General features: G+C 68.0%; 15 protein-coding genes. 11 read left to right on the plus strand and 4 right to left on the minus strand.

All coding sequences use genetic code 11. From position 1 onward, the window contains the following. The first annotated feature begins 70 nt into the window (after window positions 1-70). A complete protein-coding gene (locus G6N25_RS21575; protein WP_158084876.1) occupies window positions 71-1519 on the plus strand; it encodes a CoA transferase in 1449 nt (482 codons plus the stop codon). 50 nt (window positions 1520-1569) lie between these two features. Further along, complete coding sequence (locus tag G6N25_RS21580) at window positions 1570-2580, plus strand: Lrp/AsnC family transcriptional regulator (protein WP_197745686.1); 1011 nt, start codon at window positions 1570-1572, stop codon at window positions 2578-2580. Between the two features lie 158 nt (window positions 2581-2738). Here G6N25_RS21580 and G6N25_RS21585 read toward each other — a convergent pair whose 3' ends face one another. Together G6N25_RS21585 and G6N25_RS21590 are read right to left on the minus strand one after the other, a co-directional pair. After that, a complete protein-coding gene (locus G6N25_RS21585; RefSeq protein ID WP_083074115.1) occupies window positions 2739-3029 on the minus strand; it encodes an ANTAR domain-containing protein in 291 nt (96 codons plus the stop codon). Between the two features lie 280 nt (window positions 3030-3309). Then, the gene (locus G6N25_RS21590; RefSeq protein ID WP_083074137.1) at window positions 3310-4548 is read right to left on the minus strand and encodes a CaiB/BaiF CoA transferase family protein; all 1239 of its coding nucleotides are present in this window, start codon (window positions 4546-4548) and stop codon (window positions 3310-3312) included. Window positions 4549-4837: 289 nt separating this feature from the next. Here G6N25_RS21590 and G6N25_RS21595 point away from each other — a divergent pair, with 289 nt between their 5' ends. The 8 genes from G6N25_RS21595 (at window position 4838) to G6N25_RS21630 (ending at window position 13473) form a co-directional block, all read left to right on the plus strand. Further along, on the plus strand, window positions 4838-5710 hold the full coding sequence (locus G6N25_RS21595; RefSeq protein ID WP_083074114.1) for a mycofactocin-coupled SDR family oxidoreductase: 873 nt from the start codon (window positions 4838-4840) through the stop codon (window positions 5708-5710). A 100-nt stretch (window positions 5711-5810) separates the two neighbouring features. Beyond that, window positions 5811-6749, plus strand: coding sequence for a thiamine pyrophosphate-dependent dehydrogenase E1 component subunit alpha (locus G6N25_RS21600; protein ID WP_083074136.1), 939 nt, complete (start codon window positions 5811-5813; stop codon window positions 6747-6749). Window positions 6750-6751: 2 nt separating this feature from the next. Next, window positions 6752-7750, plus strand: coding sequence for an alpha-ketoacid dehydrogenase subunit beta (locus G6N25_RS21605; RefSeq protein ID WP_083074113.1), 999 nt, complete (start codon window positions 6752-6754; stop codon window positions 7748-7750). After that, the gene (locus G6N25_RS21610) at window positions 7743-7979 is read left to right on the plus strand and encodes a lipoyl domain-containing protein (RefSeq protein WP_083074112.1); all 237 of its coding nucleotides are present in this window, start codon (window positions 7743-7745) and stop codon (window positions 7977-7979) included. Before G6N25_RS21605 ends, G6N25_RS21610 begins: the two co-directional genes overlap by 8 nt. A gap of 20 nt (window positions 7980-7999) precedes the next feature. After that, window positions 8000-8872 (plus strand): enoyl-CoA hydratase-related protein, encoded by an 873-nt coding sequence (locus tag G6N25_RS21615; RefSeq protein WP_083074111.1) that lies wholly within the window; start codon window positions 8000-8002, stop codon window positions 8870-8872. An 8-nt stretch (window positions 8873-8880) separates the two neighbouring features. After that, window positions 8881-10422, plus strand: a complete 1542-nt coding sequence (locus G6N25_RS21620; protein WP_083074110.1) for an acyl-CoA synthetase — start codon at window positions 8881-8883, stop codon at window positions 10420-10422. Between the two features lie 28 nt (window positions 10423-10450). After that, a complete protein-coding gene (locus G6N25_RS21625; protein ID WP_232065981.1) occupies window positions 10451-11800 on the plus strand; it encodes an aromatic ring-hydroxylating oxygenase subunit alpha in 1350 nt (449 codons plus the stop codon). Continuing rightward, a complete protein-coding gene (locus G6N25_RS21630; protein WP_083074108.1) occupies window positions 11797-13473 on the plus strand; it encodes an FAD-binding protein in 1677 nt (558 codons plus the stop codon). The genes G6N25_RS21625 and G6N25_RS21630 overlap by 4 nt, the downstream gene beginning before the upstream one ends. A 66-nt stretch (window positions 13474-13539) precedes the next feature. Here the strand turns inward: G6N25_RS21630 and G6N25_RS21635 are convergent, their stop codons facing one another. Together G6N25_RS21635 and G6N25_RS21640 are read right to left on the minus strand one after the other, a co-directional pair. Next, window positions 13540-14370 (minus strand): enoyl-CoA hydratase-related protein, encoded by an 831-nt coding sequence (locus G6N25_RS21635; protein ID WP_083074107.1) that lies wholly within the window; start codon window positions 14368-14370, stop codon window positions 13540-13542. A gap of 133 nt (window positions 14371-14503) precedes the next feature. Continuing rightward, on the minus strand, window positions 14504-15049 hold the full coding sequence (locus tag G6N25_RS21640) for a class I SAM-dependent methyltransferase (protein ID WP_083074106.1): 546 nt from the start codon (window positions 15047-15049) through the stop codon (window positions 14504-14506). A 72-nt stretch (window positions 15050-15121) separates the two neighbouring features. Between G6N25_RS21640 and G6N25_RS21645 the strand changes: the two genes are divergently transcribed. After that, window positions 15122-15736 carry a TetR/AcrR family transcriptional regulator gene (locus G6N25_RS21645; protein ID WP_083074105.1) on the plus strand — a complete coding sequence of 205 codons (615 nt, stop codon included), beginning with the start codon at window positions 15122-15124 and terminating at the stop codon, window positions 15734-15736. Window positions 15737-15835 lie beyond the last annotated feature (99 nt).

A 15835-nucleotide genomic window follows, 5' to 3' on the forward strand; every position in this document is an offset into this window, starting at 1 on the left:
GACGCGGCCAATTCGGACCAATTTCCGTCACTTTTCTCGCCACCCGGCGGCGGGCTTTCATCCTGACGACGTGGAAATAGCATGTCGCGGCGAAGATACCGCGTTCAATCCGACTGTCGCGCTTAACGATCTGCTTGCCGACATCGGGTTGTCGGCGGCCGATTCCGGCGGGCGCGTGACATTCGCGGGAGCGGATCCGATCATCCCGGCCCGGCATCGGTTGGCCGCGGCGATCGGCATCCCGATGATGGGCAACGCCGTGGCGGCGGCCGCCATGCACCGTCATCGGGGCGGCCCGAGCCAGGACCTGCACCTGGACCTGCGGCAGGCGGTGCATCACATCAACCCCAGCTTCTATTGGCATCCCACCCTGGCGGGCGAATTCCCTTCGATCGCACTGGTTCTGGATAATCCGTTTGCGCTCATCCCCTACCGCACCCGCGACGGGCGCACTGTGATGGCCTCCGCGGTGTATCCCCATCAATCTGCCAAATGGTGCCGATTCCTCGACGTGCCACCCGACTTCGGCAAGGTCGCGCAGGCCTTCGCCGGCTGGGACGCCTTCGAGCTGGAAGAGGCCGCCAACGACGCCGGGCTGCCCGCGTGTGTGGCCCGCAGCCCCGCGGAGTGGCTGGCTCATCCGCACGGAGCCCTCCTGGCCGGCCAGCCGGTCATCGGGTTGACCCGCATCGGCGACGCCCCGCCCCGCGAGATCGGCGCCTCCGATCGGCCCTTTGGCGGCGTGCGGGTGCTGTCGTTCACCCACGCCGTGGCCGGGCCCACGGTGGGGCGTGTGCTGGCCGAGCAGGGCGCCGACGTGTTGTGCGCGACCCGCCCCAACGACTTCGAACACGACTGGGTGTACTTCGAAGCCAACATCGGGTCCCGCAGCGCCTGGCTGGATTTGACCAAGGACGCGGGCAAGGCCAACGTCGACCGGCTGCTGCACGACGCCCACGTCGTCGTGAACAACCACCGCGGCTTGAAACTCGAAAAGCTCGGCATAGATCCCCACGAGCTCGCCGGTACCCACCCCGGCCTGGTGCATGTCTCGGTCACCTGCTACGGATCGGCCGGGCCGTGGGCGCACCGCGGCGGCTTCGACATGAACGGCTCGGCCGCCTCGGGGTTGATGGTCATCGAAGGCAGCGAGGACGAACCCCGATTGCCGCCCACCGGGCTGATCAACGACTTCATCACCGGCTACATGGGCGCGCTGGGCGCCGCGGCCGGGCTGATCAAACAACACACCGAAGGCGGCAGTTGGCACGTCACCGTCAGCCTCACCCGCAACGCCATGTGGTACCAAACGCTGGGCCTGGTCGACCCGGCCGACGCCGGGCGCGACGAGGAGCGCACAATCCGCGAGCCGGGCAGCTATGACGCCGACAGCCCCATGGGCCGCGTCCACATGCTCGCCCCGCCAGTCACTTTCAGCCATACCCCGCCCCGCTGGCCGGACCCGGTGCTGGTTCCCCGCGGGTCCAGCCGCCCCGAATGGGTCAGCCTCAGGTCCTGAATTGCGGTCTTCGTGCCGGAAACCGTCGCGCAGGGGCGACAATTGTCACCGTGGGCGACGGCGTGGACGAGGTGGATGTCGCGCTGGTGGATGCGCTTCACGTCAATCCGCAGGTGAGTTTCGAAGAGCTCGGCAAGGTTCTCGAGATTTCGCCGGTGACGGCGGCGCGGCGGTGGCGTCGCCTGGTATCCGCCGGGCGGGCGTGGGTGTCCTCGGCGGTCGGTCCGCAATTGCCGGTGAAGGCGGCCCTGTTTGAGGCGGAGTGTCAGCCCGGCGCCGCGCGGTCGGTCGCCGAGCAGTTCGCCGGCAGGCCGCACGTCTTCAGCGTCAACATCACGACGGGCCAGGACAACGTGTACGCCTTGTTGGTGGCCGCCGACCAGTCCCTGATGTCCGAATTGGTGGTGGAAGCGCTGCCGGCGGTGCCGGGAGTGCAGCGGGTAAAGTCCGCGCTGATCACCCAGTTGTTCAGCGGTACCCGCTGGCGCCTGGGCGGTCTCAGTTCTGGCCAGGTGCGCACGGTGGCTCCCGAGCCCGTCAAAACCGGGCCCCTGCATGAGTTCGACGACTTTGACCGCCAGTTGTTCCTGGCGCTACAGCGCGACGGTCGGCTCAGCTTCCGGGACCTGGCGGCGGTGCTTGGCCGCTCGGAGCCAGTGGTGCGTCGTCGGCTAGGTCTGCTGACCCGCTCGGGATTGTTGACATTCCGAACGGATTTCGCGCGCGTGGAGGCCGGCTGGCCGTCGGGATTGGCGCTGAAGCTGCGAGTCGCGTGGCCGCAGGTCGCCGCGGTCGGACGCGCGCTGGTCCATTACCCCGAGACGCGGTTCTGCGTCGCGATCGCGGGCGGGGCGGCCAACCTCTTTGTGACGATGCAGCTGCACCATGTTTCCGCGCTCGACTCAGTGATTTCTCGGCTGATGGCCGAATATCCCGACGTGGCGGTGCTGGATACGCGCGTGGTGCTGCGCTCGGTCAAGTCCTGGGGGCGCATCCTGGGCCCGGACGGCCGGGCGCGGGACGTCGTGCCCGTCGATCTCTGGGCGCCCGTTCGCGGCTAGCGGGTCAGGACCTGGCGGTGATGACAGCCGCGACGCACGCGCGCGTGGAGCCGAAAAGCGAAAGCGTCACAAGCCTTTTGGTCGCTGGCATCGGTGTCGGATGGCGACGGCCGCGGTACCCCCCAGGACCCCGGCCGTGCCAAGCTCCGAATCGCCACTCAACAGCTCAGCGCGGCCGGCCTGGCGAACAGTGGACCCCATTCGTGACGCGCCGCCGACTGCGCTTCGATGAAGCTTGGCGTCTTCTCGCCATCGCCGGCCAGGTGGACAAGCGCCCAGGCCATCGCGAATACCGGCACCTTGTGACGTAGGGCGGCACTGTGCAATTCATCGAAAGCGACATGTGAAGAGCATCGACGAAGGCCGATAAGGATGCCCCGCGCCGTGTCGAGAATGCGACCGGAGCCTGGGCCATACGAAGTCTGGGCCGGAACCCAGTTCGCCATCATGCTGTCGATACCTCCTGTTGCGCCCTAACGAAATCCGCTACGCGCGTAGCGGAAGGGAATCCGTGCGGTGCGCATCGTTGCGCCCAATAATCCTCAAAGGCGCCCTGTGCCATGATTTGTGGATTGATCGGGTTGTGCCAGACCGCGGCCCACATCGATACGCGCTTGTGATCGTGTTGAGACCGATCAGATGACAATCATGCGAGCACATAACACAATTCACACGGATGCCGCAAGACGCGGAAATCGCAGGAGACCCGCGGATCCGGGCATCCGCCCATCAGAGTATGGCTTTGAGGTCCTTCGCCCTGGCGATATCGTCCCAGTCGACGCCGAGCTCGAGCAGGATTTCCTCGGTGTGCTGCCCGTGTTCCGGCGCGCGTGCCGGAGCGGGCGGGGTCTCGTCGAACTGCACGGGGGCGGCGACGATCCGATACTTCTCACCATGGTCGTCGACGTTCGTCACCACGTACCCGTTGGGTTCGACCTGCGGGTCGTTCAGCGTCTCCCGCGGCGTCGCCAGGGTGCCCCATACCCCGGGCTCGTCCGCGAGCACCTTCTGCCAGTGCGCGAGGTCATGGCCGGCAAAGGCGTTCGCCACCAGCTCGGTCGCGGCCGCCGCGTTGGCTATCAGGTTGCTCGACGGCACAAATCGCTCGTCGGCGGCCAACTCGGGCAGACCGATGCGTTGGCAGAAGCCCGCCCAGAACTTGTCGGGCTGCAGGAAGACCAGCTGAATCCATCTGCCGTCTTTGGTCTTGTACCTGTTCACCAGCGGATTGATGGCCAACCCGGGCGGCGCGCCCGGAATGCCGTCGATGTCGAAGAAATCGGCCGCCGAGATCGACGGCGCGATCGCCCACATCGCTTGTGCCAGCAGCGACGAGTCCACGATCGTCGGCTCGCCGGTCCGCTCCCGGTGGAACAACGCGGCGCACACACCGCCGGCCAGCGTCGCCCCGCCCTGCAGGTCGCCGAAGGCCGGCCCCTGGACGGCGGGCGTATCGGTCCCGAACGGCGTGAGCGTGTACGCCACCCCGCCGCGCGCCAAATACGTGGCGGCGTCGAATCCGCCGCGATCCCGGTCCGGGCCCCGGACCCCCAGCCCGGTGCCGCGCGCGATGATGATCTTCGGGTTGAACGAGCGGATGTCCTCGACCGTCAGCCGGGCCCGTTCGAGCGCGCCGGGCAACCAATTCGTCAGGAACACATCCGCGCTGGCCAACAGCCGGCCGAACAAGTCGCGGCCCATGTCGGATTTGATGTCGATGGCGATGCTGCGCTTGCCCCGGTTGCCCAACTCGAGGATGAAGTCGGCGTCCGGGCGGGCCGCCTCGCGGGTGAAACCGCCGACGACCAGCGCGCGTCCGGGATCGCCCGAGGCCACGCCTTCCACCTTGATCACGTCGGCGCCCCAGTCGGATAGGGCGGCGCCGGCCGACGGCACGTAGGTCCACGACGCCAACTCGACAACTCGGACGCCGTGGAGGACGCCATCGTGCACGCCGGACATCGCCATCCCCTCGGTCGCCGCCATTTCTTGCTATTTTAGATATTCTAGCTACTCTAAGGGATATTGATAGCCCGGCTGCAGCCACGCTCAGTTTTTCGTGGAAGAGATGCGATGGAGCCGACCATTGGTCCGATCCCGGTCCGCGACGCGGTGAACGGGTGGCGCGTCACAGCGCCGGTCGGCGGCCCGCGGCCATGCGCGTCACACCCTCATCCACCGCCGGCGGTGTCGGCAGCGAACGGCTTTGGCCCCCAACGCGGGTCGTAGGTGTAGGCACTCGGACAGGGGAAGAGCGATGGGCAGGGTGACGGGCAAGGTCGCCGTGATCAGCGGGGCGGCGCGCGGCCAGGGGCGTTCGCACGCACGGGTGCTGGCGGCGGAAGGGGCCGACATCATCGCGGTGGATCTGTGCGCGGACATCGACACCAACGAGTACCCGCTGGCGCGACCGGAGGATCTCGACGAGACGGCGCGGCTGGTGGAAAAGGAAGGGCAGCGCGCGTTCACGGCGATCGCCGACGTTCGCGACCGGGTGGCCCTCGCCGCCGCGATCGACCAGGGCGTGGCCGAGTTCGGCCACCTCGACGTCGTGGTCGCCAACGCCGGCATCTGCCCGCTCACCGCGGGCCTTCCGCCCCAGGCGTTCGCCGACGCCGTCGACGTGGACCTGCTCGGCGTGCTCAACCTGGTGCACGCGAGCCTCAAGCATCTGCGGGCCGGCGCGTCGATCATCGTGATCGGGTCCAACGCCGCTTTCATGTCGTCTCTGAGCGCCTCCGGCGCTGAGAGTGGGGTCGGCGGTCCCGGCGGGGCCGGCTACGCGTTCGCGAAACTCGCTGCCGCGCATTATGTTAACGACTTTGCGTTGGCGCTGGCCCGGTTCTCCATCCGGATGAACGCGGTGCACCCGACGAATGTCAACACCGACATGCTGCACAGCGCGCCGATGTACCGCGCCTTCCGGCCCGACCTGAAGGAACCGACGCGCGAGGACGCCGAACCGGTCTTTCCGCTCGTCCAGGCGATGCCTATCCCCTACGTCGAACCCGAGGACATCAGCGAGGCCGTGTTGTTCCTGGCGTCCGACGCGGCGCGCTACATCACCGGCCAGCAGCTCCGCGTCGACGGCGGCGGGTTCCTCAAGGTCAAGCCCTGGTCGGGCGCGTGACCGCGGTGGCGCGAACCAGGCTGAGCGGCAACGGAACTGGAGGAACTACGTGAGCGACGGCCATCCCGCGGCGGGCGTCGAGCGTCGCCTCTACGAGCTGATGGCCCTGATGAAGGCGGCCGACGACCGGCTGTCCACGGGCATCGGCACCGGCGAATTCCTCTGCGTGTACTGGCCGTCGCGGGGCCAGGAGGCGATCGCCGCCGCGATGGGGGTGGCCCTGAGACCCGACGACCAGCTGGTGACGACCTACCGCGGGCTGCACGACCTGATCGGCAAGGGTGTTCCGCTCGAGGAGATCTACGGCGAGATGATGGGGCGCACCGTCGGGGCCTGCCGCGGCAAGGGCGGCACCATGCACATCGCCAACCCCGACAAGGGCGTCATGCTCTCGACCGGGATCGTCGGGGCCGGACCGCCGGTGGCCGTGGGGCTGGCGATGTCGGCCAAACGCAAAGGGCTGGACCGCGTCACGGTGGTCAGCTTCGGCGACGGCGCCACCAACACGGGCTCGTTCCACGAGGCGGCGAACATGGCGGCGCTGTGGGACCTGCCGTTGGTCTTCGTGTGCCAGAACAATCTCTTCGCCGAGATGACGCCGACGTCGGACACCATGAAGCTCGAGCACGTCGCCGACCGGGCGTCCGGCTACGGCATGCCGGGCGTCCGCGTCGACGGCAACGACCCGCTGGCGGTCAAGGCGGCGCTCGACGAAGCGCTGCGGCGGGCCCGTCGCGGCGAGGGCCCGACCCTCATCGAGTGCGTGACCTTCCGCTTCCGCGGCCACTACTTCGGTGACCGGATGCCTTACATCCCCGAGGATCAACTGGCCGCGGCCATGGCGGCCGACCCGGTGCCGCGGTTCCGCGGCCACCTCGCCGAAGCCGGCATCTGCGGCCAGGACGAGCTCGACCGCATCGACGGCGACGCGCTGGCGGCGGTGGAGAACGCCCTGGCGGCGGTCATGAGCGCGGAGCCCCCGTCGATCGACGAACTCGAGCGCGACGTGTACGCCACCCCGATCAAGTTCCCGGTGTGAGCATGCGGGAAAAGGAGATGACGATGCGCGAGGCGCTGAACCTCGCGCTCGACGAGGCGCTGGCCGCCGACGACCGGGTGTTCCTGCTGGGCGAGGACATCGCGGATCCCGGCGCCTCCGGACCGACGGCCGGGTTGTCGACGAAGCACGGCCACGACCGGGTGTTGGACACGCCCATCTCGGAGGCCGCGATCCTCGGGGCCGCGATCGGGGCTGCCATCGACGGGATGCTGCCGGTCGCCGAGATCATGATCATGGATTTCATCGGCATCGCCGCCGACCAGCTGATCAACAACGCCGCCAAGCTGCGGTTCATGACCGCCGGGCGGACGGCGGCGCCGATCACCGTCCGCACCCAGGTCTACGCCGGGTTGGCCACCGGAGCCACGCACTCGCAGAGCCTGGAAGCGTGGTTCATGCACATTCCCGGGATGAAGGTGATCGTGCCCGCCACCCCGCGCGACGGCAAAGGCCTACTGACGGCGGCGATCTTCGACGAGGATCCCTGCCTGTTCATCGAGACCATCCGGCTGCAGGGTAAGAAGGGGCCCGTCCCCGTCGAACCCGGCTTCTCGATCCCGTTGGGGCAGGCCGACATCAAGCGCGCGGGCACCGACGTGACACTGATCGGCTACGGGCGCAGCGTGCACGACGCGCTCGCCGCGGCGGCCACCCTGGCCGAACAGGGGGTGAGCGCGGAGGTCGTCGACCTGCGCACCCTGGTGCCGCTCGACGTCGAGACCATCGTCGAATCCGCCCGGCGCACACGAAGAGTCGTGATCGTGCACGACGCGGTCCGATTCGCCGGCCCGGGCGCCGAGATCGCCGCGATCCTGCAATCCGAATTGTTCGGGGAGCTGGCCGCGCCCGTCGAGCGGGTGGGCGCCCGGTTTGTGCCCAACCCGGCGGCGGCGGCGCTCGAGGCGCAGGTGTACCCGTCGCCGGCGCGCATCGTCGAAGCCGCCCAGCGCACTTTCGATAGAGCCAAAGCACATGGCTGACTTCATCATTCGCATTCCGCGGGTCTCGGTGGCCGTCTCCGAGGCCGAGCTCACCGGCCTGCTCGTCGACGCCGGCGAGCACGTCGAGGCGGGCGCCCCGATCTATGTGATCGCCACCGAAAAGGTGGAACAGGAAATCGAGGCCGGCGCCTCGGGCACGGTGCACTGGACGGGCCAGGTCGGAACCACCTACGACATCGGCGCCGAAATCGGCGTCATCACTTCATAAAATAGCGAAAGGCAAAGCGTATGGACCTCAACGAGACGCGCGAGAGAATCATCTACGAAAAAGAAGGCCCGATCGCGCGCGTCACGCTCAACTGGCCCGAAAAGGCCAACGCACAAGACCAAAAGCTGGCCGAAGAGGTCGACGCGGCGCTGCTGGACGCCGACCGCGACTACGACATCAAGGTGCTGATCCTCAAGGCCAACGGCAAGGGCTTCTGCTCGGGGCACGCCATCGGCAACAACGCGGTCGACTACCCGGCCTTCGTCGAGGGCGCAAAGGTCATGGGCTCTCCCTGGAAGCCGCAGACCGACCTGTTCGTCAAGCCGATCCTGAACCTGTGGGAGTTCTCCAAGCCCACCATCGCCGCCGTGCACGGCTACTGCGTCGGCGGCGGCACCCACTACGGGCTGACCACCGACATCGTCATCGCCGCCGACGACGCCTACTTCTCCTACCCGCCCCTGCAGGGCTTCGGCATGCCCTCGGGCGAATGCTCCATCGAGCCATGGGTTTTCATGAACTGGCGCCGCGCCGCGTATTACCTGTACCTCGCCGAGGTCATCGACGCCAAGAAGGCGCTGGAGGTCGGCCTGGTCAACGAGGTGGTTCCGCGCGATCAGCTGGAAGCGCGGGCCGACGCCATCGCCCGGCATATCGCCCAGGCGCCGATGACCACGCTGCTGGCCACCAAGGCCAACCTCAAGCGGGCCTGGGAGCTGATGGGCATGCGGGTGCACTGGCAGAGCTCCAACGACCTCGTCGCGCTCGCGTCGATCAGCAAGGACGTGCAGCAGCTGATCCAGCAGGTGTTCAAGGACAAGGTGCTGCCGTCCGAGCAAGCCCGGCGCCAGGCCGCGGCGGCCGCCCAGACCGACGGCGCCGCAACCACTTAGGTTCGCCGGTGAACATCGCCGACCACGCGATCACCGCCCCGGAGTCGCCGGCCCTGATGGCCGACGGCGGCACGCTCTCGTTCGGCGAGCTGCACGCGAGGAGCCAACGGGTCGCCGCGGTGCTGCACGGCGCCGGGCTGCGGCGCGGCGACGGTGTGGCGCTGGTGTTGCCGAATCGACCAGAATTCTTCGAAATCACCTGGGGCTGCCAGCTTTCCGGGCTCTACTATACCGCCGTCAACACCCACTTCACCCCCGACGAGATCGCCTACGTGATCGACGACTCCGACGCGAAGGCGGTGTTCGTCGACGCGTCAGAGCCTTTCGGGGGCGACCTCGCCGCGCATCTCCGCGAGGTCAACGGACGCGTCGACGTCCATATCGCGGTGGGCGGCCACCTCCCGGGCTGGCGGTCCTACGACGACGCTGTGGCGGCGGCGGGCGACGCCCCGCCGGCGTCCGACGGCTCGGAGATGTTGTATTCGTCCGGCACCACGGGAAGGCCTAAGGCCGTGCGCCGGCCGCTGCCGACCGACGGCAACGGCTCCTGGGCGCAGTCGGTGCTGGAGATGGCGCTGATCCACAAGTACGGGATGGACCAATCGAGCGTGTACCTCTCCCCTGCGCCGCTCTACCACGCGGCCGGGGTGAACTACACCATGGCGGTGCACCGCGTCGGCGCCGCCGCGATCCTGATGGGAAAGTTCGACGCCGAGGCCGTCCTGCGGCTGATCGAGGCCCATCGCGTCACCCACGCCCAGTTCGTGCCGACCATGTTCGTGCGGATGCTCAAGCTGCCCGACGCGGTCCGGCGCAAGTACGACGTGTCCAGCCTCGAGTGCGTGATCCACGCGGCCGCACCCTGTCCGGTGGACGTCAAGCACCGGATGATGGAGTGGGTCGGCCCCATCATCCACGAATATTACGGGGGCACCGAGGGATTCGCCGGGACCACGATCGGCCCCCAGGAGTGGCTCGCCCATCCCGGTTCGGTGGGCAAGCCGTTCAGCCCCGTGCATGTCGTTGGCGAGGACGGGCAGGAGCTTCCGTTGGGCGAGTCCGGCGAGCTTTACTTCGAGGGCGGACCCGACTTCGAGTACTTCAAGGATCCCGCCAAGACCGCCTCGGTGTACAACGACCGCGGCTGGCGGTCCTTGGGCGACATGGGTTACGTCGACGAGGAGGGCTACCTGTACCTGACCGACCGGTCGACATTCATGATCGTGTCCGGCGGGGTGAACATCTACCCGCAGGAGGCGGAGAACGTGTTGGTCATGCATCCCAAGCTGGTCGACGCGGCGGTATTCGGCGTGCCCAACGACGAATTCGGCGAGGAGGTCAAGGCCGTCGTGCAACCGGTCGACGGCGTCGCGCCCGGGCCCGCGCTCGAAGCCGAACTCATCGAATACTGCCGAACGCACCTGGCCGGCTACAAGTGCCCGCGCACAATTGAATTCGATGCGGAACTGCCGCGGGACCCGAACGGAAAGCTCTACAAGAGGCGTATCCGCGAACGTTACTGGCAAGGGCGGGTATCGCGAATCGTATGAACGAGGAAAAGAATTGGTGAGCATCGATGTGAACTGGACGCCGCTACCGGTGCCGTGGGCCGTCCGGACGCCCGAACGGATCCCGAAACAGCGGTACTACGATCCGGAGTTCTACGCGCTGGAGGCGGAGATGTTCTGGCCACGCGTGTGGCAGATGGCATGCCGCCTCGAGGAGATCCCCAAGGCCGGCGACTTCGTGGAGTACGAGATCCTCGACGAGTCGATCATCGTGGTGCGAGTCGACAGCCGCAACGTGCGCGCCTACCACAACGCATGCCGTCATCGCGGGGTGAAGCTGGTGGAAGGCAACGGAAATCGTCGCACGTTCGTCTGCCCATTCCACGGGTGGTGCTGGGGCATCGACGGGCGCAACACGTTCGTGCTGCGTCCCGAGGCGTTCGCCGAGGAGAACCTGCGCCCGGACGATCTGCAACTGGTCTCGGTCAGGTGCGAGCTCTGGGGCGGATGCGCGTGGATCAACCTCGACGACGCGGCGCCCGCGCTGCGTGACTGCCTCGAGCCGTTCGCGTCGATCTACGATGCGTGGCAGGTGGAGTCGCTGCGTGTCGAGTGGTGGCGGTCGTGCCGGCTGCCGGTGAATTGGAAGCTGGCGACGGCGGCGTTCATGGAGGGCTACCACGTTCCCCAGACCCATCCCCAATTGCTGCCGTCGGCGCAGACCGGCAGCCCGTCCGAAGCGGTGCATCCCGTCGTCGCGAGCAGCCTCTACTTCATGCGCACCCTCGGAGAAGGCATGGGCGGCATGACCCATGGGAACGACATCCGCATCGCCGAGGGCCTGCAGCGCATCGAGTTGCCGGCCGATCCGGCCGAGGCGATGGTCGCCTGGCGCGGCGCCCTCAACGACGCGGTCGTCGCCTGGCATCGAGCCCGCGGCAGCACGATGCCCGACCTCAACGAGCTGGTCCGCCGCGGAATCACCGACGCCATCGGCTTCTGCTTCCCCCACCACTTCATCCTGCCCACCTACAGCAGCGCCTCGTCGTACCGGATCCGGCCGTTGGGCCCCGAGGAAACGCTGTTCGAAATCTGGTCCCTCACCCGGTTTCCCGCGGACCTCTCCGCGGGCAAACCCGAACCGCCCGAGCCGATGGCGCCCGACGACCTGCGCTGGCCGCCGATCCCCGCCCAGGACTTCTCCAACCTACCGCGACAGCAGAAAGGGTTGCACTCCAAAGGCTTCGAGTACATGCGGCTGTCGGGCCAGATCGAAGGCTTGATCTCGAACTTCGAACGCGTCGTCGACGGCTTCCTCGCGGGGCTACCGTACGACGCGCTGGTGCCCGCGATCCAGAAGACCAACACCACCATCGACGTGCCGGTGGCCGACCTGGGTTTCACCGCGGGGCCACGGTGACCACGCGCTGGGACCGCTCCGTCGACCTGCTCATCGCCGGCAGCGGCGGCGGCGGCATGGTGGCGGGGCTGGCGACGCTCGACTGCGGGCTGGAGCCGCTGATCGTCGAAAAGCAGGCGCTGGTCGGCGGGTCGACGGGGCTTTCGGGCGGCATCGTCTGGATGCCGAACAACCCGTTGATGCGGGCCGAGGGCGTCGCGGACTCGCACGAAGACGGCCTGGCCTACCTCGCCGACGTGGTCGGCGACATCGGCGCGCCCTCGTCGCCGGCGCGCCGCGAGGCGTTCCTCACCGCGGGTTACGAGATGATCAACTTCCTTGTCCGCAAGGGCGTTCGGCTGATCCGGTGTGACGGCTGGAGCGACTACTACCCCAATCGCAAGGGCGGCAACGCATTCGGCCGCGCGGTCGAGGGAATTCCCTACGACGCCGCGGAGCTGGGTGGCTGGAGCGACAAAGTTCAGCCGCCGCTGGCCAAGAACTACGGGTTCGTGGTGCTGACCAACGAGTTGCGCTCGGTCCAGTACTACAACCGTTCGCCGCGGGCGTTCGCGGTGGCGACAAGGGTGTTCCTGCGCACCGCGGCGGCGCGCCTCCGCCGGCGCCGGATCCTCACCAACGGCGCTTCACTCATCGCCCAAATGCTCAAGGCGCTGATCGAGCTCGCCGATGGTCAGCCTCCGCTGTGGACGAACGCCGCGCTGGACGACCTCATCGTCGAGGACGGCCGGGTCGTCGGCGCGCGTGTCATCCGCGACGGCACACCGTTGAACGTCGAGGCGCGAAGGGGGGTCCTGCTGGCCGCGGGCGGCTTTGGCCACAACGCCGAGATGCGCCGCCGGTACAGCGGCGACCAACCCAACGAGGCGCGGTGGTCGATCGCCAACGCCGGGGACACCGGCGAGGTGCTGCAGGCCGCGATGCGGCTGGGCGCTAAGACCGATCTGCTCGACGAAGCCTGGTGGTTGCCTTCCGTTTTCATCGCCAACGGCGGCGCGGCCGCCGCGTCGCTCGGCTCGGGACGGCAGCGGCCCGGCGCCATCTACGTCGACTCAACCGGACGGCGATTCTGCAACGAGTCGAACTCGTACGTCGAGGTCGGCAAGGCGATGTACGCCAACAAGGCGGTGCCCTGCTGGATGATCTTCGACGACGGGTACGTGCGCCGATACGTGGCGGGCACCAACCCGTTCAAGCGGCGCCTGCCGTCCGGGCTGATCGAAAACGGTGCCGTCAAACGCGGCGACACCCTCGCCGACCTCGCCCACCAGATCGACCTTCCCGCAGACGAGTTGGCGCGGACGATCCAGCGGTTCAACCGGTTCGCCGCCAAGGGCCAGGATCCCGACTTCGGGCGCGGCCAGTCGGCCTACAACGACTGCCTCGGCGATCCGGGGCATCGGCCCAACGCCGCCGTCGGCCCGCTCGACCGCGCTCCGTACTACGCGACGAGGGTTTTCCCGGCGGACGTCGGGACGTGCGGGGGCGTGATCACCAACGAGCACGCGCAGGTGCTGGACGAGCAGGACCTGGTGATCGAGGGCCTGTACGCCACCGGCAACACCACCGCGACGGTGATGGGCCGAACGTATCCGGGTGCCGGCGCGAGCATCGCCGGCTCGATGGTGTTCGGCTACGTCGCGGCGCGGCACGCCGCCGGGCGCAGTCGCTAGGTTGTGCGAGCAGACGTAGAATCGCTCAAAACCAGGGGCTTTTGGGCGATTCTACGTCTGCTCACCCTACTCGTCGCGGCCGACGAAGTCGCGCGGCTTCATGCCCGACTGCATGAGTTCGGCCCGCCGCGCCTGGACGTCGGAGGCGGCGCCCACCATGTTGGTCAAGATGTGGCTGACCTGAAGGTGCACCCGCATGCCCATCAATTCCCACGCCCGCTTCACGTTGTTCTTCACCGCCATCAGCGTGGTCAGCGGGATTTGCGCGATCTTGCGTGCCATCTCCTCGACGGTGGCCTCGAGGTCATCCCGCGGCACCACCTTGTTGAGCAGCCCCCACTCCAGCGCCTGCTGCGCGGACAGGGTCGGCGCCAGCAGCAGCCAGTCCATGGTGCGGTGCCAGTTCATCAGCAACCACGGCTCGATCATGGTGTGCCCGCCGGGTTCGCCGAGGCTTTGGGCAAGCGGCATCTGGAAATACGCGTCCTCGGATGCCACACAGAAGTCGGTCAGCAGGCCGAGATAGATCCCGCCGCCCATGCAATAGCCATGGATCTGCGAGATCGTCGGCTTCGGAAACTCCCACAGATAAAGCGTGGGCCACAGAAAGAGGTCCGCGGTCCCCTTGTACAACCCTTCGAAGGTGTCTCCGAAGTCCGGGTAGGGGTCCTCGTCCGGGCCCCAGCGGGCCACGTGCCCGCCGCAGAAGCCTTTGCCGTTGGCTTTGAGGATGACGACTTTGATCTCGTTGTCGCGGTCGGCCTCGTGCAGGCAATTGTCGACCTCGGTGACCAATACCGCGTCCTTCGTGTTGGCCTTGTCGACCCGGTTCAGGATGATCCGCGCAATCGGCGGTTCGCGTTCATAGATGATCGCTTCGAGCACGCGCCGCTCCATGTTCGGGACACTACCGGACGCCGCGGCCGGCTCACACCGAACGGCGAATCCCCGACCCCGTCGCCTGGCTCCCGTTCGGTAGGCGGGCTCAAACCCCTTGTCCCAAAGCCGGTTCGAGCGCCGCTCCTCGAAGTCAGGCGCGTGCCAGCAGCCACGCGTGGCCGCGGCCTTCGCCGGCGGCGACCGGGGTGAGTTCGGCGAACGCCGCCGGCAGCTCGCCGGGCGCAGCGCGAAACGGTCCCGGCGCGGCCCCGACTTCGCTGAGGACGGCGATCGCCAGCAGCCCGCCCGGCGCCAGACGTTCGACGATCGCCCGATCGAGGCGGCGGTCGCGGAACCTGTGGCAGAGGATGACGTCGACGGGCGGCCCGGCCGGTAGGCCGTCGTCGAGGTCCGCCACGCCGAAGTGGCATCGGTCATCGACCCCGCTGCGCCGGGCCAGGTCTCGGGCCCGGCCGACCGCCACCGGCGAGATGTCCAATCCCAACACGTCGAGCCCTCGCCGGGCCAGCCAAACCGCGCCGGCTCCCTGCCCGCAGGCGAGGTCGAGAGCCCGCCCCGCGGTGGGAAACAGGTCCGCATGGCGCGCCAGGATGTCGGGCGGCTCAACAGCACTCAGCGGTGGCGGTCCCTGAGCGGTGTACCGCTCGTCCCAGCGGCGCCGGTCGCCCTCGGCCATGGCGCAACCCTAGGCCAACCGCGATGCGGATGACACGCGCGCCGGCGGCCGGCGCGTTCCTAGACTGGACCGGTGTCTAGAAAAGCGGTTTTTGCGGCCGATGACGGCCCCGTCGACCCGGACGATCGCGCCGGCACGGCCCGCCGGTCGGACCGCCGGCCGGCGCGGACGATCCGCAAGGTGCTCGACGCCGGGCTGGCGGAACTGCGCGAATCGTCGTACGCCAACCTGACGATGCGCGCGGTCGCGACCCGCGCCGGAGTGTCCCCGGCCAGCGCGTACACCTACTTTCCGTCCAAAAGCTCGCTGGTGGCGGCGGTGTACCTGCGGCTGCTGCGCGACCTGCCGCTGCACACCGACGTCAACGACACCACCGAGGCCCGGGTCAGCGCGACGTTGCGGGACATGGCCCTCGTCGTCGCCGACGAGCCCGAGCTGACCACCGCCTGCGGCGCGGCGCTGATGGCCGACGATCCGGCGGTCAAGCCGCTGCGGCAGCAGATCGGCGAGGAGGTGTCCACGCGGATCGCCGCCGCACTGGGTCCGGGGTGGCCGCGGCCGGTGAAGTCCACCCTGCAGATAATGTTCGCCGGTGCGCTGATGACGGCCCGGTTCGCCAACTTCGACGAGATTGCGGGACAGCTCGACGAGGCGGTCAACCTCATCCTGCGCACGCCGGTTCCCTAAAGGATCAGTGGCTCAACGGAATTCAATGTAATAGGCCCGCATCGTGTCTCGCCGCGGGTGGGTGGCGGGAGAGACGTTATGATCCAGCTATGGGAATGA

This window comes from Mycobacterium heidelbergense (genome assembly GCF_010730745.1).
Taxonomy (GTDB): domain Bacteria; phylum Actinomycetota; class Actinomycetes; order Mycobacteriales; family Mycobacteriaceae; genus Mycobacterium; species Mycobacterium heidelbergense.